Genomic DNA, 23,350 nt, shown 5'->3' on the forward strand with positions numbered 1-23,350 from the left:
CTCACTCGAAATCGGCGGTTGCGGGAGCAAGAAGAATGAACGGTGCGGAAAGCCTGGTGCGGACGATGGTCAAGGGCGGGGTGGACATTTGCTTCTCCAACCCGGGAACCTCCGAGATGCATTTTGTCGCAGCGCTCGACCGGGTCCCCGGCATGCGCTGCGTGCTCGGCCTGTTCGAGGGCGTGGTGACGGGCGCGGCCGACGGCTACTACCGCATGAAAGGTACGCCGGCCTCGACCCTGCTGCATCTCGGCCCCGGCCTCGCCAACGGTCTTGCCAACCTGCACAACGCCAAGAAGGCCAATTCCGGCATCGTCAATATCGTCGGTCAGCATGCCGTCTATCACATCGACTACAACGCGCCGCTGACCTCCGACATCGAGGGGTTGGCCCGGCCGATGTCGTCCTGGGTCCGGACCTCGCCGAACTCCAAATCGGTGGCCGCCGACGGCGCCGCCGCGATCGCCGCCGCCAAGAGCGCGCCGGGTCAGATCGCGACCCTGATCCTGCCTGCCGACACCGCCTGGAACGAGGCCGACGGCATCGCCGAGGTTCCGGCCGAGCAGCAGCGCGCCAGCTATTCGCCGCAGGCGGTCGAGCGGGCCGCGAAGATCCTGCACGGTGACGGCGAGGGCACGCTGCTGCTGATGACCGGCAGCGCGCTGAGCGAGCAGGGCCTGGCGCTGGCCGAGCGCATCGCCTCCAAGACCGGCTGCACCGTGATGGGCCCGACCTTCCGCCCCAAGATGGCGCGCGGCCGCGGCCGCTACTCGATCGACCGCATCCATTACGTGATCGAGAACGCGCTGCCGATGCTGGCCAAGTTCCGTCACATCGTGCTGGTCGAGTCTGACGATCCCGTGGCGTTCTTCGCCTATCCGAACAAGCCGAGCATGCTCAAGCCTGAGGGCTGCGACGTCCATCGCATGACCTCCTGGGGCGAGAACTCGGTCGCAGCGCTCGAGGCGCTTGCGGGTGCGGTGAAGGCGAGCGCGAAGGACGTCAAGCCGCAGGCCGTGCAGGAGTTGGTCAAGCCGACCGGCGCGCTCACCTTCGCCTCGATCGCGCAGGCGATCGCCTGTGCGATTCCCGAAAACGCGATCATGGTCGACGAGTCCCTCACCACCGGCCGCGGCTTCTTCCCGCCGACGGCGGCGGCGGCGCCGCACGACTGGCTGCAGAACATGGGCGGCTCGATCGGCTTCTCGACGCCGCTCTCGATCGGCGCTGCGATCGCCTGCCCGGACCGCAAGGTCATCACCATGGTCGGTGACGGCAGCGCGATGTACACGATCCAGTCGCTGTGGACGCAGGCGCGCGAGAACCTTGATATCGTCACCATCGTGTTCGCCAACCGCATCTACCAGATCCTGCGCGGCGAGTTCGACAATGTCGGCGCCGGCGAGCCCGGTCAGCGCGCCAACGACATGCTCCGCCTCGACCGGCCCACGCTGGATTTCGTGGCGCTGGCCAAGGGCATGGGCGTGCCCGGCCGTGCTGTCACCAATGCCGACGAGTTCAACAAGGCGCTGGCCGAAGCCGTCGCCGAGCCGGGGCCGCGGCTGATCGAAGTCCAGATGTAGGGGGTTGATTGAACAAGCTCTCTCCCCACGTCGTCCCGGCGAACGCCGGGACCCATAAGCCCAGGGAGAGGTTTGGCGAAGACTCGGAGTTCGGTACGTGCGCCGTGTACACTCGATAGACCTCGCGGCATGGGTCCCGGCGTACGCCGGGACGACACCGAACCAGGTGCGCGAGATGGGCCCGGAGGCACGATGCAGACCGAGCTGAACAAGGTAATCGCGGCGCTGCGGGACTTCTACGCCCACGAAGGCTTCCTGTTCGAGAAGGACATCGGCGAACGCGCGGTCACGCACCGCTTCGCCGTGCATCTGGAAAAGCAGTTCTCCGGCTGGTCGGTCGACTGCAACTATGACCGGCTCGGCGAGCGCACGTTGCATCTGCCGCACGGCACCATCATCTCGACCGACGACCATCTCGGCAAGTCGATCTACCCTGATGTCGTCGTGCATCAGCGCGAGATCCCGAACAATCTGCTCAGCGTGGAGATCCGCAAGGCGAGCAATCACACCCCGCTTGAGCACGACCAGCACAAGCTGAGGGCGCTGACCGACGTCCACGTCTGGTTTCCCTACTGGGTCGGCCTGCTGCTGGTGCTGGACAAGGACCAGGTGACGATGTCGGAGGTCTATGTCAGCGGCGCCGTCGACGACCCGCTGTCGCGCTGGTTCGCGGCGCGGCTCGAGGAGATCGGCCTTGGAGCTCGCACATAGAGACGTGCGGCGTGCGCGATCGCCGCGCACGCCGCGACGTGGTCAGTAGGCGTAGGGCTGCGAGTAGGCGTAGCGCGGGTTGATGCCGCAATAGGCCGATGTGCCGGAGGCGGTCGCCGCACATTGCTGGTAGCTGGCGAACTGGCAGTTGCCGGGATAACCCCAGTTGCGGCCCTGCAGGCAGTATCTGTCGCTTCCGGCCTGGGCCGGGGCCGCCGACAACGACGTTGCGATCAAGGTTGCGAACGATGCGAGCGTGAGGATGGTGCGACGCATTTCAATCTCCTTCATGGTAGGTGGAACGGCCGAGCCTTGGCGTTCCCGTGGCTGTCTGACGCGGGGTCATGCTGTGTTGGTCTCCCCGGCGCCGGATGCGTTCGAAGCGAGGACCATCGTGACGCAGCCGGCGCCTTGCACTGTGATCTCGGCCACAGTTCGCGCACGGGTTCCGACCTATCCTCAGCGAACTTGCACGCCTCGATCCGGTGGGACTAGGCTTGCCTCGTTCGGATCAAGGCATTTGGAGGTTCTCATGCAGAAATCATATTTGCTGGCTGCGGTGGCAGCACTGGCGCTCATGACGCAAACGCCGCATGCCCTGGCCCAAAGCGCGCCGGCCGCCGGCGGAACAGCTGCGCCTGCGGCGACAACCGCTGCGCCGGCAACGACGGCGGCGCCGGCCGCGACCACCGACAGCTCCAGCCAGCCGACCGACTCCAAGAAGAGTGCGTCGAAGAAGCCGGCGAAGAAGAAGATGACGCGGCAGCAGGAAATCGATCGCTCCGTCGACACCGGCACCGTGCCCGCGCGCTATCGCAGTTCGGTGCCCAAGCAGTACCAGCAATATATTCCGTTCGCTAAGCAGTGACGGATCGCATGGCGGCGCGGGATGCTCAGCTTCGCGCCGCCGGTGCTTTCGAAGAACCGGCGCTTCGACGAACGGCCTGCGACCAACCGCCTCTGCCGGGCGGCTTCCGGTCACATCCCCGATGGCGATCTGCGAGCGCAGTGCTAGAGTAGGCCGAATCCCGGGGGGAGTGATGAGTGACGACGTGAAGGATGCTGGCCTTGTGGCCATGATCAGCAGCATCCTTGGAGGCAACAAGCGCGCAGACAGTGTTGCACCGCCGCCGCTCACCGAGGGCCCGCCGACCGTGCCGTCGAACGGAGCGGACGCCGTCGCGGCGCCCGTCCCTGAGGCGACGTCGACCGGGCAGGAGGATGCGGCCAACGCTGCGCCGGCCGCCGTGGAACCGGTCGAGCCGGCTGCGAAAATCGTCACGACCCGGGATGGCAAGCAGTTGTTGCCGGCAGAAGCGATCGCCGATCTCGTGCTTGGCGAGCTCCGCAAGCTGGAGAATTTCCCGGCGACCGGCGCCTCGGTCACGGTCTACGGTTACAGGCACTGGAACGCCATGATCACCTTCGCGCCGTTCTCGACCAATTTCCAGAACGCGACGCGGTTCCGCCAGGCCATGCCTGATCTCGTCTTCAAGCTCCGTCGTTTCGTCGAACTTGAGATATAGTCTGGGTCAATCACCGGCGGCGGGAGCGCGCTGCCGGGCAGCCCGGACAGTTCGACAGGATCTTTGAATTGAGCGTCGCCTTTACCAAGGAAGAAAGCGCCGAAGCCGCGTCCGAGACGCTGTTGCCGGATCGCCCGATCTCGCCGCATCCCAACCTCGTGACGGAAGCAGGGCTGCAGGCGTTGCAGACGCAGCTTCAGCAGGCCCGCGAGGCCTATGAGGCCGCGCAGGCCATCGAGGACGTCAACGAAAAGCGCCGGCAGTCGGCGGTGCCGTTGCGCGACGCCCGCTATCTCACCGAACGGCTGCGCACGGCGCAGCTCGTTCCCGATCCGGCCTCGACCGAAACAGTCGCCTTCGGCAGCACCGTGACCTTCAGCCGCACCGACGGCCGCGTGCAGACCTACCGCATCGTCGGCGAGGACGAAGCCGACCCCAAGGCGGGGACGATCTCGTTCGTCGCGCCGGTGGCGCGATCGCTGATGGGGAAGGCGGTGGGTGACGTCGTAGGCACGGGTGCGCAGGAGATCGAGATCCTGTCGATCGGGTAGGGGCGGGGCCGGTATCGGTCTGCCTGAAGCATGATCCGGAAAAGTGCGAAGCGGTTTTCCGGAAGGATCATGCGCAAACAACAACCTAAAGCGCGATGATGATTCATCCAAATCGCATCGCGCTTTAGGCCTGCGGAAGCGGAACTCCGGTCAGCCTGCCCAATCTTTCGATGAGTGCGTCCTGAAAATCCGGATCGGTCGCCTCACCGGCCGGCTCCTCCCGCCGGAGATGATGCCAGTAGCGCCCGCTGACCAGAGCGGCGGGCTCCTCGCTCACCGCGAGCCAGGCTTGCGTCTGTTGTCCGGTGTGGAGATCGACCGGGGCGCCCGAGCCACCCATCTTGGTGCGTACCCATCCGGGATCGACGGCGTTGCTCAGGACCTTGGGCCAGCGTCGTGCCAGACCGAACGCGAGCGCGACAACGTGCAGCTTGCTCTCGGCATAGGCCTTGGCCGAATCCCAGGCCCGCTTTGTCCAATCGAGGTCGTCGAACGAGCCCTCTCCACCGCGGTGCAATCCGCTGCTGAGATACACCAATCGGTCGGGCCGCTCGATCAGGGCCGTCAGCATGTACGGCGCAAGCGTGTTGATCGCCAAGGTTTCGGCATGGCCTTCCGGCGTCGCGCCACGGCTAGGCCGTGTGTAGACGCCGGCGTTGTGGATGATCGCGTCCATGCGACCGATCGCGTTGACTTGGTCGGCGATGCTTCTTGCATCTGCGGCACTGCGGAGATCGCCGACCACGATCCCGGCGCAACGCGACGCGAACGCGCCGATATCGGCGGCGCGATCCGCCGACCGCGCGTGCAGCACCACGCGGTGACCTTGATCGACGAGCGATTGCGCCGCTGCCCGGCCGAGGCCGTCCGTGCTGCCGGTGATGAAGATGATCGCCATGCGCTGCTTCTCCGGATGTTTCAGGACGCACTCTACAGCGCCCGCCATCACTTCCGATATTGTTCGTCGCTCACTTTCTCCATCCAGTCGACGTTCTTGCCGCCGGAGGATTCCTGGATGGCAATATGGGTCATCGCCGTCGTCGGCGAGGCGCCATGCCAATGCTTCAGTCCCGGCGGAAACCACACGACGTCGCCCGGCCGGATCTCCTCGATGGTTCCGCCTTCGCGCTGAACCCAACCCAGTCCCGCGGTGACGATGAGCGTCTGTCCGAGCGGATGCGTGTGCCAGGCGGTGCGGGCACCCGGCTCGAACGTGACCTGGCCCGCGCCGACCCGAGCCGGATCAGGGGCCTGGAACAGCGGGTCGATGCGTACCGTGCCGGTGAACCAGTCCTGCGGTCCCTTCTGGGACGGGCGCGATCCGTTTCGCTTGATGTCGATGTCCATGGTCATGTGCGTCTCCTGTGCGTCCGACGCGCGCGCCTGCGCGCGGCTAATTCCGATGATAACGGCGGCGCTGCCGCCAATGAGCACGTCCCTGCGCCTGATCACGGCACGTCTCCGCTCAGCGCGGCCGCTTTTCGACGACGTCCTTGATCACCGGCGCCGCGGAGAATGCGTTGGGCCAGCCGGCATAGAAGGCGAGATGGCCGAGCACTTCGCCGGCTTCCTCCCGCGTCAACCCGTTATCCATCGCGCGGTTCAAATGATAGGTGATCTGCGCGACCTGACCGGTCGCGATGAGAGCGCTCACGGTGACCAGGCTGCGGTCGCGTGGCGCCAGCGCCGGCCTCAGCCAGAGATCGCGGAACAGCACGTCGGTCGTGTACTGGACGAGGCTTGGCGTGATCTGCCCGAACTGCTCGCCGACGCGGGTCGCCCGCTGCTTCTCCGCGGCTTCGTCGAGCGGCAGTTGCGGCCCAGAGGCCGGCGGGAGCTGATCGGCCCCGATGTTGCGGCTCTTGAAGACGTCGCGCGCCGCCGGGATCGCATCCACCGCGTTGGCCCAGCCGGTGTAGAAGGCGAGGTGCGTGATGATCTCCGATATCTCCGCCGGCTTCACCCCGTTGTCGAGCGCGCGTGCGAAATAGTCGGGCAGCTCCACGGTCTGGTTGCGCGCGATCAGCGCCGCGACCGTGACGATGCTGCGGTCTCGCGGCGAAAGACCGGGACGCTTCCAGAGATCGCCGATGACGAACTTTTGCGCGTAGGCTTCGAGCGCCGGCGCAACGGCGCGGATGTCTTCCGATGTCGACATGGGATTTGCTCCTTTGACGGCTGCCGTGTCCGCGGCGACCGGGCCGCCGGCGATGAGCCAGAATGACAACAAGGTGGTTGCGAGCGTTCTCATTGCGGATGTCCTTCGACGGTGAACGGGTGCGCCAGCAGCCACCAGGCGACCAGCGCGGCGCAGAGCACGGTGACGGCGCTGGCGAAAAACAAAACGTTCAGCCTTGCTCCGGTGGCGATCAATCCAAGCGCCGGGCTCGCGATCCCCTGGGCCAGGTCGAGAAAGGCGGTGTAGGCGCCCATGGCCAGGCCGCGGTTCTGCACGGGGACGCGGCGCACGGCCTCGACGCCGAAGCCGGGATAGATCAGCGAGAAGCCGAATCCGGTGAGCGCGGCACCGGCCAGCGCCATCTCGGGTCGTGCCGCAAGCCAGATCAGGGCCTGCCCGGCGGCTTCGACCAGGGCACAGAGAAGCGCAACCCTGGCGCCGCCGATCGCATCGGCCAGATGACTGAACAAGACGCGCGCCAGGATGAAGGCGAGGGCATAGGCCGTGTAAGCAAGCCACCCATTGGCCCATCCCCGGCTGGCAAACAGCAAGGCGACGAATGTCGTCACCGCGCCGAAGCCGACGCTGCCGAGGGCCGATCCGAGGCCCGGCGCCCATACCGCGCCGAGCACTTTGGCGAACGACAGGCGCACTTGCTGCACCGGCGTCACCGCGGGAAGCTGCACCACGAACAGCAGAGCCAGCAGCGGCGCTGCCGTCGTCGCGAGCGCGATCGCGGCAAAGCCGTAGGCGGCGTAAAGCGCTGAGCCTGCGGGGGCGCCGATAGCGAAGGCGGCGAACATCGCCGAACCGACCCAGGCGATGACCTTGCCGGTGTTGCCGCTCTCGACGAGGACCAGCCCCCAGCTGACCGCGGCCGTGATGATGAAGCTCTCGGCGGCGCCGAGCAGGCCGCGGCCCAGCAGCAGAATGGTCACCGAGGCCAGTGGAGCCTCGATGAAGCCGAGCGAGAGCAGGTAGAACAGCCCGGACGCCGCGGCCGCGATGAGGCCGGCGATGACACCGCGCTTCGCCCCGCTCCTGTCCGAGACGTGGCCGGCCCATGGCCGCGAGACCAAGGATGCCGCGAACTGGCTGCCGGCGACCAGGCCGACCACGAACGTGCCGAACCCCAATCCTTCGTGCACATGAAGCGGAAGCACGGGCATCGCCATGCCGATGACGAGGAAGGCTGCAAAGACAACCGCCATGATCGGCAGCAAATTCGCCGTGACGCGAAGCGAGGCGACGGGCTGCATGGCTGTCATGGGCATGCTCATTCAGGGCTCCTGGTGGATGCTCCGAACCTAGGACCTTCGCCGTGCCTTGATTAGGTGATAGATTTCGAATGAAGTTATTAGAGCTGCTAATCAATGCATCGGGACGACGCGAGCGACCTTCTTGCCTTCCTGGCCGTGGCGCGGGAACGCAACTTCACGCGCGCGGCGGCGAAGCTTGGCATGACACAGTCCGCGCTGAGCCAGATCATCCGGAATCTGGAGGAGCGGCTGGGTGTCAGGCTGCTCAATCGAACGACGCGGAGCGTCACGCCGACGCAGGCCGGCGAGCGGCTGTTCCAGAGCATCGGCCCCAAGTTTACCGAGATGGACAACGATCTCGCTGCCCTCGGCGAGTTTCGCGAAAAGCCTGCCGGAACCGTGCGGCTGACCGCGACGGAATATGCCGCCAGCGAAATCCTGCTGCCGGCGCTGGGAAAGCTCCTGCCGAAATACCCCGACATCCATGTCGAGATCATCATCGACTACGGGCTCACCAACATCGTCGCGCAGCAGGTCGATGCGGGCATCCGTCCCGGCGAGCTTGTCGCCAAGGACATGATCGCCGTGCGCGTCAGCCCCGATCTCCGGATGGCCGTCGTCGGCTCTCCGTCCTACTTTGCTGGCCGCAAGCGCCCGAAGACACCGCAGGATCTGACCCAGCATAATTGCCTCAATCTGCGCCTGCCCACGCACGGCGGCAGCCTCTATGCCTGGGAATTCGAGAAGAACGGGCGGGAGCTCAATGTGCGGGTGGAGGGCCAGCTCGTGTTCAACAGCGCGGGGCTTCTCTTGAACGGAGCGTTGAAGGGCCTCGGCCTTGCCTACCTCACCGAGGCACATGTGCAGCCGTATTTGTCAGAGGGACGTCTTGTCCGCGTGCTCTCGGATTGGTGTCCGCCGTTCTCGGGATACCATCTCTACTATGCCAGCCGGCGCCAGCCTTCCCCGGCCTTCTCGCTGCTGGTAGAGGCGCTGCGATACCGCGGCAAGTAGAACGGCAAGTCGAATCGGCAAGTCGAACGGAATGACCCGCGTCCGGCACTTCAGGCGCGCAGAAACATGGAGATTTGATCGATTGCATGGGGTGTGCAGGGTGAGGCGAGGATTGCGGGAGCAATCCCATTCGCCTAAAGCATGAGCCATGCGTTTCCGTTGTCTTGTCCTGATATCGATGGTCTCCGCCGTGTCCGCGAAACAAAGCCCGATGGTTGGATGAGACGGTTTCTGTCGGGAGCGTTGCCGTTCTACGCGCTGGCTGTACTGGCCATGTGCATGTACCTCGTCCTGTACAGGACGAACCTTTTCGATCTGAACGCCATCGTCCATGGCGCGACAGGGTCGTCATGGTTTCTGGTCTTCATGTTCGTCTGCGTGCTGCTGGAAGCGGTCTTCCCGTATTTCGGCTATTTTCCCGGAACCGCCCTCATCCTGATGTCCGTGGCGCTCAATCCGAAGTCCGCGGATGGCTCCGTCTTTGTCGTGGCGTGGCTCGCCATCATCCTGGGCGCCGTCTTGAGTTACGGACAGGCTCGGTTCTTCAGGCCGTTCCTGCAGCGGGTGGCCTCGAAGGCGGCCCTGCGCCGATGTGAGTCCCTGTTCGACGCTTATGGCGCTTACGCCCGCATCGCCTTGTTCGTTCATCCCAACGCCTGCGCGATGTATTTCACGGCGCTCGGACTTCTCGGCCGCAGCCTGACGCGGGAGCTCGCCTATCTCTGTGTGGGCGCAGCCGCCGCCGTGGGCATTCTGTTCGTGATCGTGACCAGGTTGGTATCGTCCGTCGGCCCTGCTGATGACGGCGAATTGCAGGTGCTGCTGGCGGCAGCGCTGGCCGCCATGGGGACGCTTGTTGGTCTCTACGCGGCCTGGCGGCCGGAGCGGGTTGCCTGAAGCTTGCTCCGCTCCGCCGGCGGGCGCCGTGATCGCCTGCAATCGACAGGCTTCAGGGCGACGGCGCTGATCTAGCCACACGCTAATAATGCGCCTTTACCCGCCAGGCTTAGTGCAATACGCGAGCGGCTTCTGCTAGCCGGACTTTCTCTCTGAGGCCCTCGAGATCCTGTATTGCCTTAAGCAATCTCACCAAATCGGAAGCTATGTGTGCCAGAGTAGGCCTTTGCGGCTTTGGGGTTCGAGATTTCTGTTTCATCGCGAAACGGCTCCCTGCCAGGACCGGTAAAGATAGGCCGGGATTGGCAAGGACCGTGCCAGGGAAGCGCAGCCGGCATTTCAGGCCAGAGAGCGCGCAGGAGGCAAGCGAAAGGGTTATCTGGCCGGTGCCGCTTTCCATCCGTACGACTGGCGCGCGATCTGGCCAGTGATGTCGGTGTCCTTTTCGTCAGAGAGGCGCCAGGCCGCCACCCCGAAGCAGACGGTTAGAACCACGGCTGTTGTTAGAAGCAGCATTGATAGAAACTGGCTCACACCTGCACCCCCGAATACGACGCATGAGCCAGCGACCATGGAACGTCGATTCGGAAAATGCAGATGCGTTGACCTAGTAGCAGGTATCCCCAAGCTACGCACAATGCGCAATTATCCTTGGTTGCAATTGTTATTCGTTCAAGGCGTTGAGATTGAATCAGGTTCTGATCGACCAGCGGAGTGCCGTTCCATGGTTTGGAAAACAGCCGCTCAAGAACGCACGCTCAAACCCGCCCGCGGCCTGGGGGCGAAAGTGCAGGCAGCATTTGGTGCTGGCGCGAACCGCGTTGAGATCGTTGCGGACTTCGCATCCCGCGTTGCCGAAAGAGCGGCCGAAACAAAAGATGAAGATCCGATCGTTGCTAGCGCTACGAGCACTACCCCGAAAATTAGGCTGCGCATTTAATCCTCCCTCGCTCCATCTCAGCATCGGACGGCGATGTTTCAGCGCCGCTTCGTTTGGCCGCCAAAATGGTTTCGTGCACGCGACCGTGAAGTGTGGATTTCCTTTGCTCTGGCCCAAAGGCTTTCTAAGCCGAAGCAGAACCCAGCCGGCCTCAGCCGCCCAGACTGCTCCAAGAACGCGCGCGGCCAGGGCTGCTGTCGATCGATAGCGCTTACAAGTCCGATGACTATGAGGACGAGCCCCGATAGGACAGGTGAGCTGAATGAATGGTCGGAAATGCAGCGGCCCCGGCACCCGTTCGCTGGGGCCGCTTTTATTTGCTCGATAAGCGGAACGACTTTCCCAATTCCGAGTCGAATCCAAGCTCCCGGCAAGTCCCCAAATCAAAAGCCCCCGTCGGGAGCAAACCTTCCCCAAGGTTGGCGACCTCGGCCCCAAACCGAGGTCGCTTGTCATAAATGTGGAAAAAGGCGTCGGCAAGGCGTGTGCGAGCAACGCAAATCGCGCGCTTCTGCTTTGAATGCGCCGGTTGCAGTCGCGTGAGGGCGGAATTAAATCAAACCTGATTTCCGTGGCAAAGTGCTTTTAATTCAGTCATTTAAAGCTGGAGTGTCGCGGCAGAGACTTTCGGCTGCCGTGCCATGATTGCCGCAGCAGGAAGCTTAAAGGTCATATCAACCGTTTCCAGTAAGCTTTGGGCTTGACCGACGCATAATGCGAGTTCCCATTTAAATCTCCAGTTCGAGATGAGTCGGGATTTGCCGTGGGTATTTACTTGCTCTCGCTCGCGGCGTGCGTTGTCGGGGTTCTTCTATTCATGGCATTCCATCGATAGGGCCGACAACGGACGCAACAGTTACATTGAATCCTCAACCCAAGCCGAAATTAATGATTTTGGCCGGTTGTTTTTGACTGTGCACAGTTGCTCGCGTTCAATTCCAAAGGTGGAGGCGAACGTGTTTTTGAACTGGGTCCTCGTTATTCTTATCGGCGTCAGCGTTGCGGTCCTGATAGCCCACGCGATTGACGCGATGCGCTCCTGACGTGCGCTTCTGGCGATGATCTCTGATGGACCTTGTCGGTACGGGCAGCGCACAGCCCAGCGCGGTGAAGTTCTTCAAGATCGATGAACTCCACGGCTCGCTGTCTTAATGAAACCCTGGCCGCAAAGCCGGCATGGAGCCAAGCCATAGATTGCGTGTGCCCAGCTTTGCGCAAACTGTTTCCCCACCAGGCATTGAACTTGTACGCTGATGGCGGCAACGGTCTGCCGAGAATTGCTTCAATTTCCGAGAACGTGAGCCGAATCGTTTGCGCTCCTGTGCGCTGTAGCTCTTCCCGTAGTGGATCGTAAACGGACATAACATTTGGCTCGTCGCGTTGGCCCGTAGGCGTCCCCTGCCATGCTCCGGGTATCTGGTGCAGCTGATTGATCGCTCCGCTTCGCCCAGCATGAGTTGGCTCGCATCACCAGATTCAATTGCTCCTGGATCAGCGACGATGGCGCAGCGAGTGTCGATTAGTGCACTTTTTGCTCAAGGTCTCTCAGTAGCGAGTGCAGAAAGTCGCTGGCATGGTCATATTGAGCGTTGCCGTTCGTGATTTGACGGACGCGCGGGCTCACCAAGCGACCAACAGTTTCAGAGCGGAGCAGCTCAGCTCTGTCCGAACACTGCAGCAGTAAAGCATCGGGTAAATCTTCCGCAGATCCGAACAGCTTCAAGAGACAATGTTCGCCCTCGGTCTTACGGTCGTGATGCGCCCTCGCAGCATATAAAGCAAACAGCCCACGGAAAGCATCGCGGGAAACGGCAGGTTTTCCCATCGGAACGCCCTTAAAATTAAATCCATAATAAAGGCAAGTCTGAAGCATTGGTGCGGAAAAAGCTAGTGCAAAATTAAATCAACCCGTATCTCGCATTGGGAGATTAGAGGCGGTCCGAAATCAGCCGCCGCAATAGCTGCACCTGGATCCGGCGATTTGCCACCATGTGGACCAAAGCAGCGCGACTTGTGGAGCTCGCCGCTTCGGTAGATCGAGGAGGCGAATTGACGCGTGGTCGATTGAAAATCAACTAACGATACGTCTGGTCGGAGGCACCTGATGGTGGAATAATTCCGACGCTTTCTTGATTGGATTTTGACGTCGGCCGCGAACCGGCTGGCGACCTGGATTTTCATCATGGCCGCGCTTCCTCAGGGCGTTGTGGCGGAATTGCAGCACGAGAACGCGCGGCTCCTGGCCGAATTGCGCGCCGCACAAGATCGCGAGACCGCCACCGCGGACATCCTCAAAATCATTGCCAGTTCGCCATCGGAGGTAAGGCCGGTATTCGATGCGATCGCGAGGCGCGCCAATGCCCTGCTCGGCGGCTTTTCGACGACCGTATTCCGCTTCATCGACGGCACTGCCCATTTGGCGGCCTTCACGCCGACCAATTCTGCTGCCGATCATGCTTTGCAGCAGATGTTTCCGCGGCCGATTGCCGATTTCGAGAGTTTTGAAAGGACGCGGGCCGGCAAGGTGGTGCCGACCCCCGATACCGAAGCGCTGACAAACGACATCAAATTCATCGCGCGCGCCCGCGGCTTTCGCAGCATGTTGTTCGTTCCACTCGCGACCGGAGGCGTGGTGATCGGCATGATCAGCGTAACGCGGGTCGAGCCCGGTAACTTCGCTCCGCATCATGTGCAACTTCTGCAGACCTTCGCCGATCAGGCCGTTATCGCCATCGAGAATGCGCGGCTGTTCGATGAGGTGCAGGCGCGCACTGACGACTTGCGGGAATCGCTGCAGCAGCAGACGGCGACCGCCGATGTGTTGAAGGTCATCAGCCGCTCCGCGTTTGATTTGCAAACGGTCCTCGACACGCTCACGGAATCGGCGGCGTGGCTGAGTGGTGCCGACATGGCGGCAATCGTCCGGCGGGACGCCGACGGCGCCTTCTATCATGCAACTCGGTACAATTTCTCGCCCGAGTGGGCCGAAGTCTCGGCGGGCATTCGACTCAATGCTGGACGCGGCAGCGTCGTTGGGCGCGTCCTGCTGTCCGGCAAGGCTGTCCAGATCCAGGATGTCGTGGCCGATCCCGAATACGCTTATCCCGAGCAGCAGAGGGCCGGCGGTTACCGGACCCTCCTGGGCGTACCTTTGCTTCGATCCGGAGAAACGATCGGCGTGCTGTTCCTGGGTCGCAAGGCCGTGAACTCGTTCACGGACAAGCAGATCGACCTGGTCTCCACTTTTGCCGATCAGGCCGTGATCGCGATTGAGAATGTCCGGCTGTTCGATGAGGTCCAAGCGAAGACCCGCGATCTCGCCGAATCGCTCCAGCAGCAGACCGCAACTGCAGACGTGCTGAAGGTGATCAGCCGCTCGACCTTCGATCTGCAGACCGTGCTCAACACGCTGGTCGATTCGGCGGCACGGCTGTGCGAAGCGGAGATGGCGTTCATCATGCGTCGGGAGGGCGATGAATACCAGGCCGGAGCAGCGGTGGGGTTTTCCGAGGAATACATCGCGTTCCTGCAGGGTCACCCGATTACGCCCGGCCGGAGCACGGTTACAGGCCGGGCCGTACTCGAGCGCCGCCCGGTGCAGATCCTCGATGTCGCTGCCGACCCCGAATACGGGCTGCGCGAGTCGACGACCATGGCTGGTCAGCGCACGGCGCTCGGTGTTCCCCTCATGCGCGAAAATGAGCCGATCGGCGCGCTCGTGATCGCTCGCAAGCGCGTGCAGCCCTTCACGGAAAAACAGATCGAGCTGGTCGCCACATTTGCCGACCAGGCCGTGATCGCCATCGAGAATGCGCGGTTGCTCAAGGAGTTGCGCCAACGCAGTGAGGATCTCAGCGAGTCGCTGCGCCAGCAGACCGCAACGGCCGACGTGCTCAAGGTAATCAGCCGTTCGGCGTTCGACTTGCCCAATGTTCTCGAAACGCTTGTCAGCTCGGCCGCACGGCTCTGCGGCGACCCCAGAGCCGCGATCTATCTCATTCGCGATGGGCTGCTGCACCTGGAGGCCGCCCATAACAACCCACCGGAATGGGTCGCGCTACGCAAGAGCCAACCGCTTGCGCCGAGCCGCGACACGCCGAGCGGCCGGGCTGCGCTCACTGGCCGGGTCGACCATGTCGCCGATCTCATGAAAGACCCCGACTTCTCGCGGCACGACCTCGCGAGAATCGGCGGCTATCGCGCGACCCTCAATATACCTCTGGTACGCGAGGGCGCCGCGATCGGGGTGCTCAGTCTGGCGCGACCGGAGCCGGGCCCGTTTACCCCGCGACAGATTGAGATCGTGCAGACCTTTGCCGACCAGGCCGTGATCGCCATCGAGAATGTACGGCTGTTCGAACAATTGCAGACCAGAACGCGGGATCTGTCCGAGGCGCTGACGTACCAGACCGGCAGCGCCAATATCTTGCGGGTTATCGCTTCCTCGCCGACCGAGGTCGGTCCGGTGCTCAAGGCGATCGTGGAAAGCGCATGCGGGCTCTGCGAGGCATATGACGCCCTGGTGGTTCTGAGGGATGGCGAAGATATCGTCATCGAGGCGCACCATGGACAAGTTCCCGTGGTGTGGAGCCGGCGGGCGATCAGTGTCAAATCGCCCACCGGCCGGGCGATTGTCGATCGTCGCACCGTTCAAGTGCGCGACTTGCTTGGGCCCGATGGAGAGGAATACCCGATAGGACGCGAATATGCGGTTCGCTCCAACGTTCGGACTGTTTTGAGTGTGCCGCTGTTGCGCGAAGGCGAGAGCATGGGGGCGATCGTACTGCGTCGTATGGAGGTGCGCCCATTCGACGACAAGCAGATCACGCTGCTTCAGACTTTCGCAGATCAAGCTGTCATCGCCATCGGCAACGTGCGTCTGTTCGAGCAGTTGAACGAATCGTTGGAGCGGCAGACGGCAACGTCGGAGGTGCTGGAGATCATAAGCGCTTCATCGGGCGCATTGACTCCGGTGTTCGACAAGATGCTGGAGAACGCGACGCGAATTTGCGGCGCCGGCTTCGGCACCATGAATCTCTATGAGGACGGCGGCTTTCGCACGGTCGCACTGCACAACGCGCCGCAGGCTTATGTTGATACCCGGCTGTACCAGAGCATTCGTCCCCATCCGGCGAGCGGGCTCGGCACCGTCGAGAAAACCCATCAGACGGTTCATATCGACGATATCAGGACTCAGCCGCCCTACGTCGAAGGCAACCCGAACGTTCGCGCGCTTGCCGACCTTGCCGGCGCAAGGACGCTCGTCATTGTGCCGATGCTCAGGGAAGATGAGCTGATCGGGACCATCACGATCTTCCGCCAGGAAGTGAAACCCTTCACAGACAAGCAGATCGAGCTCGTGTCCAATTTCGCGCACCAGGGCGTGATCGCGATCGAGAATGCACGCCTGCTGAACGAGCTGCGCGAGCGCACCATGGAACTGTCGCAATCGCTCGAGGAATTGCGAAATGCGCAGGATCGATTGATCCAGACCGAGAAGCTTGCCTCGCTCGGGCAACTCACCGCCGGCATTGCGCATGAGATCAAGAACCCGCTCAATTTCGTCAACAATTTCGCTGCGCTTTCCTCCGAACTCATCGACGAACTCGGCGACGCGCTGCGCTCGGCCGGGCTCGGCGAGGCAGCAAGGCTGGACATCGACGCGCTGATACACATGCTGCAAGGCAACCTGGAAAAGATCGTGCAGCACGGAACGCGCGCCGATTCCATTGTCAAGAATATGCTTCTGCACTCTCGCGAAGGGTCTGGCGAACGCCGCGCGGCCGATATCAACGCCATCCTCGAGGAAAGCCTCAACCTTGCTTATCACGGAGCGCGCGCTGAGAAAGCAGGCTTCAATATCACGCTTGAAAGGAACCTCGATCCGTCTGCGGGCGCGCTCGATCTGTATCCGCAGGAAATCACGCGGGTGTTCCTCAATCTCGTTTCAAACGGCTTCTACGCGGCGAGCAAACGAAAGGACGCCGCCGGCGACGGCTTCGAGCCAAGGCTGCGCGCGACGACCACAAACCTCGGCGGCGCCGTCGAGATCCGGATTCGCGACAATGGCGCCGGCATCCCGGCCGACGTGAGAGAGAAGATATTCAACCCATTCTTCACGACCAAGCCCGCAGGCGAAGGAACTGGCCTTGGCCTTTCAATCTGCCACGACATCATCGTGAAACAGCACGGCGGCAGCATCGAGGTCGATACCGAGCCTGGCGATTATACGGAGTTCATCATCAGGCTGCCGCGTAGGCTGGCGGCGCCATTGCAGACCGGAGGCAGAAGTTGAGCGTCTTCATAATGGTGGTTGACGACGAGCCCGATGTAGAGGTGCTGTTCCGCCAGCAGTTTCGGCGCGATCTGCGCTGCGGTCGTTTTCGCATGGAATTTGTACCGTCGGCACCGCTGGCGTTGCAGCGCGCGGCCGAGACAGAGGATGCAACCCTGATTCTGATCCTGTCCGACATCAACATGCCCGGAATGAGCGGGCTGGAGCTTCTGCCTATCGTGCGCTCGGCCCGCCCCGATGTACCGGTCATCATGATCACGGCCTATGGTGACGCCGAGACCAGGCGCAAGGCGCTGGCGAACGGCGCAGCCGACCTGTTGACCAAGCCAATCGACTTCGCGGCGCTTCGCCAGGAGATCGATGCGAGGCTTGAGCAGGTCGCATGACTGCAAGCATTGTTGATGACAACCGGAACGAGGCGAAGTGAAAATTATCGTAGGCATCAATTCAAGCGAAACTAGGCATCCTGCGTCACTGCCACTGCAAACACCGGAGGTCGAAAATGAAGACGCTCTTGGTCCCGCTTCAGAATATTCCGATGATGACATCCACGCTCGATGTCGCCGTACGCCTTGCGCAACGCACCGGCGCCTATATCGAAGGCTTTCCGCTCCGGTTCGGCATTCCGCAATATCTAGCCGCGGAATTGGCCACCGGCATTCTGTTAGATACGTATGAAGTGAAGAGCGAAGCCGAATTGAACGACATGCGCGACTTTTTCGAAGCATTCATGCTGAAGCACGATGTTCCTCGATCCCCTGCCGGATCGGGTCGACCGTGCTTCGGCTGGCTGGAGACCGCGCCTGAGGGCGAAGACTTTGTCGGAAGTTACGGGCGCGCCTTCGATCTGATCGTGATGGCAAGGTCTGACATTGATGCTGCGGGCCCCCACCGTCGCGCGATTGAGTCCGCGCTGTTCGAGAGCGGCAGGCCCGTTCTACTTGTGCCATCGAATGCACCGAGAAGCGTCGCAACAAACATCATGATCCACTGGAACGGGAGTACCGAGCAAGCTCGGGTCAACGCATTTGCCATGCCGTTGCTTCGTCTGGCCGAAAGGGTATCGGTCCTAACCGTCGTTGGCGGCCAAGCGGTACCAGGACCGTCTGCCGATCAGATCCTCCAGCAACTGCGGTACAATGACATTGCTGCGCAGGTGAGAACGGTTGAACTGGAGAATCGCGATACCGGACAGGCAGTGCTCGATGCCTGCAGAGCTGAAGGCTGCGACCTCTTGATCAAGGGAGCCTTCACCCGCACCCGCTTGCGGCAAATGATATTCGGCGGGGCGACCAGCTATATCATGGAGCATGCGCATCTGCCTGTCCTGATGGCTCATTAGAACGCGCGCCTCTGTTCAGATCATGCCGTCCTGCTCCTGTCTTGCCTGACGAGCCAAACCAGGGTTCGGTAAAGGCGCAACCCATTGATCCGGCTGGGGCCGGCTACTGTGCATGGGGTTGTTTTCGACATTTTTGATACCGACGGTCCCGACAGCCATGAGGCTTGGGCGATCGTCCGCATCCGGCTGGGTTCAGGAAACGAATGGTGGGCGCACAAGGGATCGAACCTTGGACCTCTCCCGTGTGAAGGGAACGCTCTCCCGCTGAGCTATGCGCCCGGGACCATCATGCAGACGGCCGGACCTGGTTCGGCCGGCCGGCGCATCGGAGCCCGCGATTTAGAAGTGCGGGCTTAAGGTGTCAAGTTTCCAGGCGCCACGGGGGCGGAAAACCTTGGCCGGTCGCGCAAATTCGCAAGGGAGGGCGGATTTCGGGCCGCTTACGCGCCCTGCTGGCGGGCGCGGGAGGCGTGGGCCTGCAGCGCCCGGATCCGCTCGGCCAGCGTTCCGCCGCCTTCGGGCAGGCTGCCTGCGGCCGCGCCGTTGGTCGCGGCGTCGTTGGCCGGGCGCGGCGCCGGCTTCGGCGGCTGGCCGGCCTCGGCCGCCAGCAGCGCCTCGATCGGCGAGTTCGGGCCTTCGAGCTGCATCGCGAGTTTCGCCACCTCGGCGGCGATGTCGTTGATGCGCTCGCGGAGCAGCGCATTCTCCATGCGCTCGGTCGCCCAGGAGCTTTCCGCCTGCTGCTGGATCGCGTTGATGTCGCGCTGGAGTTTGGCGCGCTCGTCGCGGGCGGTGCGCAGCTGCTCCTCGAGCGCGGTCTTTTCCGCGCGCAGCGCTTCCATGGCGGCCGAGGATTTGCCGCCGCTCAAGGCCGCGATCTGGACGCGCAGCTCCTTGATGGTGCGCTCATCGCCGTCATGGGCCTGGCGGAGTTGGTTGTTCTCATAGTCGCGCTCGGCGAGCAGCTTGCCTTGCGTCGCGAGCCGTCCCTCGAGGTCGGCGACGCGGCCCGACAGCATCTCGGCTTCCTTCACCTGTCCGATCAGCTGGCGATCGAGCTCGGTGACGCGCTGGCTCAGATTCTCGACCCGGCCGCGGGCATCGCCGAGCTCGCGCGAGGCGGTCTCGGATTCGGTCCGCTCCTGCGCGAGGCGCGCTTGGGTTGCGGCAAATTCCTTCTCGGCATCGCCGACGCGGTTCTTCAATTCCTCGATCTGGGCGCGCACCGCGACCAGCTCGACCTGGCGGCTCTCCGCCATCATCGAGCGGTCGGACAGTTCGGAGTTGATCTTGGCGAGCTCGTTCTGCTTGTCGGTCAGCGCGTTCTCGGCCGCGCGCAAGGCTTCGGTCTTGGCGTTGAATTCCTCTTCGGTGGCGCGGAGCTGCTCCTTCACCGCCTTCTCGCGCGCCTCCAGCGCGAAGATCGTGGCGTTCTTCTCGCCGAGCTCGATCTTCATGCGGTTGATGGCGTCGCTCTTCTTGCCGAGCTCGGCGAGCTGGCTCGTGGTCTTGTTCTTGAGCTGGTCGACGCTCATCTCGAGCCGCCGCGCCGACATGGCGAATTCGGCCCGGAGCTGGTCCTTGTCGGCCTGGATCTCGGCCATCGACAGCGGCGTTGCGGCCTCTAACCGGCGCGTGGTCAGGCGCACGGCGCGGTTATGCACCAGCGGCACGATCGCGAGCCCGCACAGCATCGACAGCAGGAAACCGATCGCCAGGTACATGATCGGTTCGACCATGGGGCAGAACTCCCAAGCTTAAGGAAAAATTCACCAACGACCATGCCATGGCGGCCCGGCAAAAAGCCAGCCCCGGCCTGTCGTTAACCTTGATCCGTAAGCCCGATGGGAGAGGAAAACCTTAGAATGGGTTCCAGGTCGCACGCGGCGTGTATTTGAGATAGCCGATATTGGCGCCTAGCCTGAGGCCGAGCCCGGAGCGGATCGGCACCAGCACGATGTTGTTGGCGGTGAGCGCCGTCATGCCGAAGCCGCCGATGATGTAGGCCGAGCCGTCGAGGCCGGCGAAGCGCTGGTAGATCGCGTTGGTGGCGGGCAGGTTATAGACCAGCGTCATAGTGCGCGCGCCGTCGCCGCCCCAATCGAAGCCGAGCGAGGGGCCCTGCCAGTATACGCGCAAGTCGCCGGCATTCTTGGTGTAGAGCGTGCCTTCGCCGTAGCGCAGGCCGGCGACGAACGCGCCGGAACCTTCCTCACCCAGGATATAGCCGTTGGGCAGGCCCCATTGGCTGATCGCCTTCTCGATGATCGAGGCGAGCCCGCGCGAGACGTTGCCGAAGAAACGGTGCCCGGCGCCGACGAGCTCATCCGGCCCGTAGGTGCTGGGCGTCGGGGTCCGCTGCGGCGGCGGCAGATTGGGCGGCGGCGCCTGCTGGGCCGAGGCCGGCACGATCCAGCCGACCATCGCGGCAAGCGCGAGCGCAGCAAGGCGTGATGCGAAAGTCATAAAAGAACCCCTGGTACCGAAACCGGTCGCTTCCTTAACCTGACGCCAACAGGCGAGGCTCTAGGTTGCGCCGGATGTCCCCTCGACTCGGATGTTATCCGCAGCAACTATGACGGCACAACGGCAGGAAGATAGCCCTTTGCGCCCCGGAATTGCCTTGATCGGCCTCCTCGTCTGCCTGCTGTCGGGCCTATGGGTCACCGGCCCGGTCACGCCGGCCGGGGCCGCCACCACCGAGCGGGTCGTCGTCAACCGCTTCACCGGCGTCGCCATCGAAGGGTTCGACCCCGTCGCCTATTTCGTCGATGGCCGGGCCTTGCGGGGCACGGCGGAGTTCGAGGCGAACCTCTGGGGTGCGGTCTGGCGCTTTCGCAACGAGGGCAACCGCGCTTCCTTCCTGGCCTATCCCGAAATCTATGGGCCGCAATTCGGCGGCTACGACCCCGCCGATATCGCCCGCGGGGTGACCGTCGCCGGCAATCCCCGCTTCTTCGCGATCGTGGCGCAGCGGCTCTATCTGTTCAGCCGGGAAGCCAACCGCGACGCCTTCGCCGCCAATCCCGAGCGGTTCCTCTATGAGGTCGGCAAACGCTGGCCCGCCCTTCAGGACAGGCTCGGTCAGTAGCAGCCTTCAGAGTTTGGCCGCCCGCGGGTCGCCCCAGGCGATGAACTCCGGGATGATGAAGCCGCTGGCGTGCCGCTCGCCGAAGCGGAGCTCGCCGCCCTTGCCGTCGGTCACCTTGCCGCCGGCCGCGGTTACGACCGCGGAGCCGGCCCCGACGTCCCATTCACAAGTGGGCCCGAAGCGGGGATAGATGTCTGCGCTGCCTTCCGCGATCCGGCCGAATTTCACGGCCGAGCCGACCGTCCGCCTGACGGCGTTGGGCCTGTTATCGATGAACGCTTCGCTCCTGGGATCGCCGTGCGAGCGGCTCACCGCCGCGATCCAGGGCTCGCCTTGCGCCGGCAGCCTGCGGGTGTGGATCGGCTCGGCCACGCCGATGGTAGCGCCGTCAAAGCTCACGCGCTCGGCGCCGCGGCCGACGATGCCGCGCCAGAGCAGGCCGAGCGCGGGCGCGCTGACGATGCCCAGCAGCGGCACGCCTGCTGTCACCAAAGCGAGGTTGACGGTGAACTCGTCGCGACCGGCGACGAACTCCTTGGTGCCGTCGAGCGGGTCGATCAGGAAGAAGCTGCCATCAAACGAGGGGGAGGCGAGCTCGGTCCGCTCTTCCGAGAGGGTCGGAACGTCGCCCGCAAGCTGGGCCAGGCCGTCCGCGATGATATGGTCGGCGGCAAGGTCCGCCTCGGTGACCGGCGAGCCGTCCTGTTTGCCGTCGATCCGCATCGCCGCGCGGTTGACGCTGAGGATCGCCTCGCCCGCCTTCACCACCAGCGCGGTGAGCGGCTCCATCAACCGGGATGCGGCCTCGGCGTCGATGATCCTCACCTGTGTGCCTCATTCGTCAGCAAGTCTCGTCCCCCTCAGTTGATTCGCCCGCCGCCCTTTATGGCCGCTTCGAACCTATCGCAAGCTAGCTGCCACGGGCTGGCGAATGTTAGAACCCGCAGCATCCGTCAAGCATGCGTGATTCGCGGCGTCCAGCGCCGTGCATTTCAGGAACCCTCCAGGACCCCTTTATATGTCTGACGCCTCGTCGCCCGCGACCGCTACTGCTCCCGATATGCTCGAACTCGCAGCACTATTGTGCTCGCGGGTCTGCCACGATCTCATCAGCCCCGTCGGCGCCATCGTCAACGGGCTCGAAGTGCTCGACGACGATCCCAAGCCGGAAGATCGCGAATTCGCGCTCGACCTGATTCGCAAGAGCGCCAAGACTGCCTCCGCCCGGCTCCAGTTCTGCCGTCTCGCCTTCGGCGCCGCCGGCTCCTCCGGCGCGCAGATCGATCTCGGCGATGCCCAGACCATGGCGCGCGGGCACATCGAGGATGGCAAGTGCTCGATCACCTGGAATCTGCCGCGGCTCCTGCTGCCGAAGAATCGCGTCAAGCTGCTGCTCAACATGCTGGTCGTGTCCCAGCACACGATCCCGCGCGGCGGCATGCTGACGATCGACCCGATCGGCGAGGGCGAGACGATGAGCTTTCGCATCACCGCGACCGGACATAATGCGCGTCTGCCGCAGAACATCTCCGAGCTGCTGAGCGGCGAGCGCGGCCCTGCTGCGGATGCGCATGCGATCCAGCCTTACTATACGCGGCTGCTGGCGCAGGCCTGCGGTCTCACCGTGACGCTCAAGCCGGAAGGCGAAGCCATCATCATTACCGCTTCGTAAACGCGCGCAGCGCGCTCGGCATCTTAATCAAATCTTTACGAGGCGCTTCGGCTTGTCCGGAGCGCCTTATCTCTTTGTTGGTTCCGTTCTTTTGCACATACTCAACCAATATTAAACGCTTTGCGGTGAAGCTGGCCCTATTCCGAATAGGCGCATCACAATTCGTGCGTGCCCGCCCTGTATGAAGGCCTGTTTTCATGGATGATCTGTTGCGGGAGTTTTTGACGGAGACCAGCGAGAGCCTGGACACCGTCGACAACCAGTTGGTGAAGTTCGAGCAGGAGCCGAAC

At 63.1% G+C, this 23,350-nt stretch carries 22 protein-coding genes and 1 tRNA gene; 13 read left to right on the forward strand and 10 right to left on the reverse strand.

What is annotated here, in order from left to right; genetic code table 11:
* Positions 1 to 35 precede the first annotated feature (35 nt).
* On the forward strand, positions 36 to 1,583 hold the full coding sequence (locus GGD66_RS39930) for an acetolactate synthase large subunit (RefSeq protein ID WP_183262021.1): 1,548 nt from the start codon (positions 36 to 38) through the stop codon (positions 1,581 to 1,583).
* Between the two features lie 192 nt (positions 1,584 to 1,775).
* A complete protein-coding gene (locus GGD66_RS39935) occupies positions 1,776 to 2,294 on the forward strand; it encodes a hypothetical protein (RefSeq protein WP_183262023.1) in 519 nt (172 codons plus the stop codon).
* Positions 2,295 to 2,336: 42 nt separating this feature from the next.
* Here the strand turns inward: GGD66_RS39935 and GGD66_RS39940 are convergent, their stop codons facing one another.
* Complete coding sequence (locus GGD66_RS39940; RefSeq protein ID WP_183262025.1) at positions 2,337 to 2,570, reverse strand: DUF3551 domain-containing protein; 234 nt, start codon at positions 2,568 to 2,570, stop codon at positions 2,337 to 2,339.
* 256 nt (positions 2,571 to 2,826) lie between these two features.
* Here GGD66_RS39940 and GGD66_RS39945 point away from each other — a divergent pair, with 256 nt between their 5' ends.
* From GGD66_RS39945 to greA, 3 genes are all read left to right on the forward strand, one after another.
* Positions 2,827 to 3,162 carry a hypothetical protein gene (locus GGD66_RS39945; RefSeq protein WP_092260770.1) on the forward strand — a complete coding sequence of 112 codons (336 nt, stop codon included), beginning with the start codon at positions 2,827 to 2,829 and terminating at the stop codon, positions 3,160 to 3,162.
* A 172-nt stretch (positions 3,163 to 3,334) separates the two neighbouring features.
* Positions 3,335 to 3,820, forward strand: coding sequence for a hypothetical protein (locus GGD66_RS39950; protein WP_018317207.1), 486 nt, complete (start codon positions 3,335 to 3,337; stop codon positions 3,818 to 3,820).
* A gap of 68 nt (positions 3,821 to 3,888) precedes the next feature.
* Positions 3,889 to 4,371, forward strand: coding sequence for a transcription elongation factor GreA (greA, locus tag GGD66_RS39955; protein ID WP_183262027.1), 483 nt, complete (start codon positions 3,889 to 3,891; stop codon positions 4,369 to 4,371).
* A gap of 124 nt (positions 4,372 to 4,495) precedes the next feature.
* Here the strand turns inward: greA and GGD66_RS39960 are convergent, their stop codons facing one another.
* The 4 genes from GGD66_RS39960 to GGD66_RS39975 all read right to left on the reverse strand — a co-directional run bounded on the left by GGD66_RS39960 (position 4,496) and on the right by GGD66_RS39975 (position 7,824).
* On the reverse strand, positions 4,496 to 5,269 hold the full coding sequence (locus tag GGD66_RS39960) for an SDR family NAD(P)-dependent oxidoreductase (protein WP_183262044.1): 774 nt from the start codon (positions 5,267 to 5,269) through the stop codon (positions 4,496 to 4,498).
* A gap of 47 nt (positions 5,270 to 5,316) precedes the next feature.
* Positions 5,317 to 5,712, reverse strand: a complete 396-nt coding sequence (locus tag GGD66_RS39965) for a cupin domain-containing protein (RefSeq protein ID WP_198293688.1) — start codon at positions 5,710 to 5,712, stop codon at positions 5,317 to 5,319.
* 124 nt (positions 5,713 to 5,836) lie between these two features.
* The gene (locus GGD66_RS39970; protein WP_183262029.1) at positions 5,837 to 6,622 is read right to left on the reverse strand and encodes a carboxymuconolactone decarboxylase family protein; all 786 of its coding nucleotides are present in this window, start codon (positions 6,620 to 6,622) and stop codon (positions 5,837 to 5,839) included.
* The gene (locus GGD66_RS39975; protein WP_409362403.1) at positions 6,619 to 7,824 is read right to left on the reverse strand and encodes an arabinose transporter; all 1,206 of its coding nucleotides are present in this window, start codon (positions 7,822 to 7,824) and stop codon (positions 6,619 to 6,621) included. Before GGD66_RS39975 ends, GGD66_RS39970 begins: the two co-directional genes overlap by 4 nt.
* A 99-nt stretch (positions 7,825 to 7,923) precedes the next feature.
* Between GGD66_RS39975 and GGD66_RS39980 the strand changes: the two genes are divergently transcribed.
* From GGD66_RS39980 to GGD66_RS39990, 3 genes are all read left to right on the forward strand, one after another.
* Positions 7,924 to 8,823 (forward strand): LysR family transcriptional regulator, encoded by a 900-nt coding sequence (locus tag GGD66_RS39980; RefSeq protein ID WP_092260780.1) that lies wholly within the window; start codon positions 7,924 to 7,926, stop codon positions 8,821 to 8,823.
* Between the two features lie 219 nt (positions 8,824 to 9,042).
* On the forward strand, positions 9,043 to 9,720 hold the full coding sequence (locus GGD66_RS39985; RefSeq protein ID WP_183262031.1) for a hypothetical protein: 678 nt from the start codon (positions 9,043 to 9,045) through the stop codon (positions 9,718 to 9,720).
* 637 nt (positions 9,721 to 10,357) lie between these two features.
* Entirely contained in the window at positions 10,358 to 10,660 is a 303-nt protein-coding gene (locus GGD66_RS39990; protein WP_183262033.1) for a hypothetical protein, read from the forward strand.
* 1,519 nt (positions 10,661 to 12,179) lie between these two features.
* Here the strand turns inward: GGD66_RS39990 and GGD66_RS39995 are convergent.
* The gene (locus tag GGD66_RS39995; protein WP_026201808.1) at positions 12,180 to 12,485 is read right to left on the reverse strand and encodes a hypothetical protein; all 306 of its coding nucleotides are present in this window, start codon (positions 12,483 to 12,485) and stop codon (positions 12,180 to 12,182) included.
* Positions 12,486 to 12,842: 357 nt separating this feature from the next.
* Between GGD66_RS39995 and GGD66_RS40000 the strand changes: the two genes are divergently transcribed.
* The 3 genes from GGD66_RS40000 (at position 12,843) to GGD66_RS40010 (ending at position 18,297) form a co-directional block, all read left to right on the forward strand.
* Positions 12,843 to 16,955: a GAF domain-containing protein gene (locus tag GGD66_RS40000; RefSeq protein WP_246789194.1), complete on the forward strand. Its 4,113-nt coding sequence runs from the start codon at positions 12,843 to 12,845 to the stop codon at positions 16,953 to 16,955.
* Positions 16,952 to 17,341, forward strand: a complete 390-nt coding sequence (locus GGD66_RS40005; protein WP_092260790.1) for a response regulator — start codon at positions 16,952 to 16,954, stop codon at positions 17,339 to 17,341. The genes GGD66_RS40000 and GGD66_RS40005 overlap by 4 nt, the downstream gene beginning before the upstream one ends.
* A gap of 116 nt (positions 17,342 to 17,457) precedes the next feature.
* The gene (locus GGD66_RS40010) at positions 17,458 to 18,297 is read left to right on the forward strand and encodes a universal stress protein (protein ID WP_183262036.1); all 840 of its coding nucleotides are present in this window, start codon (positions 17,458 to 17,460) and stop codon (positions 18,295 to 18,297) included.
* 204 nt (positions 18,298 to 18,501) lie between these two features.
* Here GGD66_RS40010 and GGD66_RS40015 read toward each other — a convergent pair.
* The 3 genes from GGD66_RS40015 to GGD66_RS40025 all read right to left on the reverse strand — a co-directional run bounded on the left by GGD66_RS40015 (position 18,502) and on the right by GGD66_RS40025 (position 20,763).
* Positions 18,502 to 18,576: transfer RNA gene (locus tag GGD66_RS40015), tRNA-Val, on the reverse strand.
* A 161-nt stretch (positions 18,577 to 18,737) separates the two neighbouring features.
* A complete protein-coding gene (locus tag GGD66_RS40020; protein WP_183262037.1) occupies positions 18,738 to 20,036 on the reverse strand; it encodes a hypothetical protein in 1,299 nt (432 codons plus the stop codon).
* A 121-nt stretch (positions 20,037 to 20,157) separates the two neighbouring features.
* Positions 20,158 to 20,763: a DUF1134 domain-containing protein gene (locus GGD66_RS40025; RefSeq protein ID WP_018322430.1), complete on the reverse strand. Its 606-nt coding sequence runs from the start codon at positions 20,761 to 20,763 to the stop codon at positions 20,158 to 20,160.
* A gap of 139 nt (positions 20,764 to 20,902) precedes the next feature.
* On the opposite strand from GGD66_RS40025, the gene GGD66_RS40030 reads away from it, so the two are divergent.
* The gene (locus tag GGD66_RS40030) at positions 20,903 to 21,388 is read left to right on the forward strand and encodes a YHS domain-containing (seleno)protein (protein ID WP_092260794.1); all 486 of its coding nucleotides are present in this window, start codon (positions 20,903 to 20,905) and stop codon (positions 21,386 to 21,388) included.
* A 6-nt stretch (positions 21,389 to 21,394) separates the two neighbouring features.
* Here GGD66_RS40030 and GGD66_RS40035 read toward each other — a convergent pair whose 3' ends face one another.
* Positions 21,395 to 22,177, reverse strand: coding sequence for a 3'(2'),5'-bisphosphate nucleotidase CysQ (locus GGD66_RS40035; RefSeq protein ID WP_183262050.1), 783 nt, complete (start codon positions 22,175 to 22,177; stop codon positions 21,395 to 21,397).
* A 229-nt stretch (positions 22,178 to 22,406) separates the two neighbouring features.
* On the opposite strand from GGD66_RS40035, the gene chpT reads away from it, so the two are divergent.
* Entirely contained in the window at positions 22,407 to 23,060 is a 654-nt protein-coding gene (gene chpT, locus GGD66_RS40040; RefSeq protein WP_026202749.1) for a histidine phosphotransferase ChpT, read from the forward strand.
* Positions 23,061 to 23,350 lie beyond the last annotated feature (290 nt).

It is taken from the genome of Bradyrhizobium sp. CIR48 (assembly GCF_014198315.1).
GTDB lineage: Bacteria > Pseudomonadota > Alphaproteobacteria > Rhizobiales > Xanthobacteraceae > Bradyrhizobium.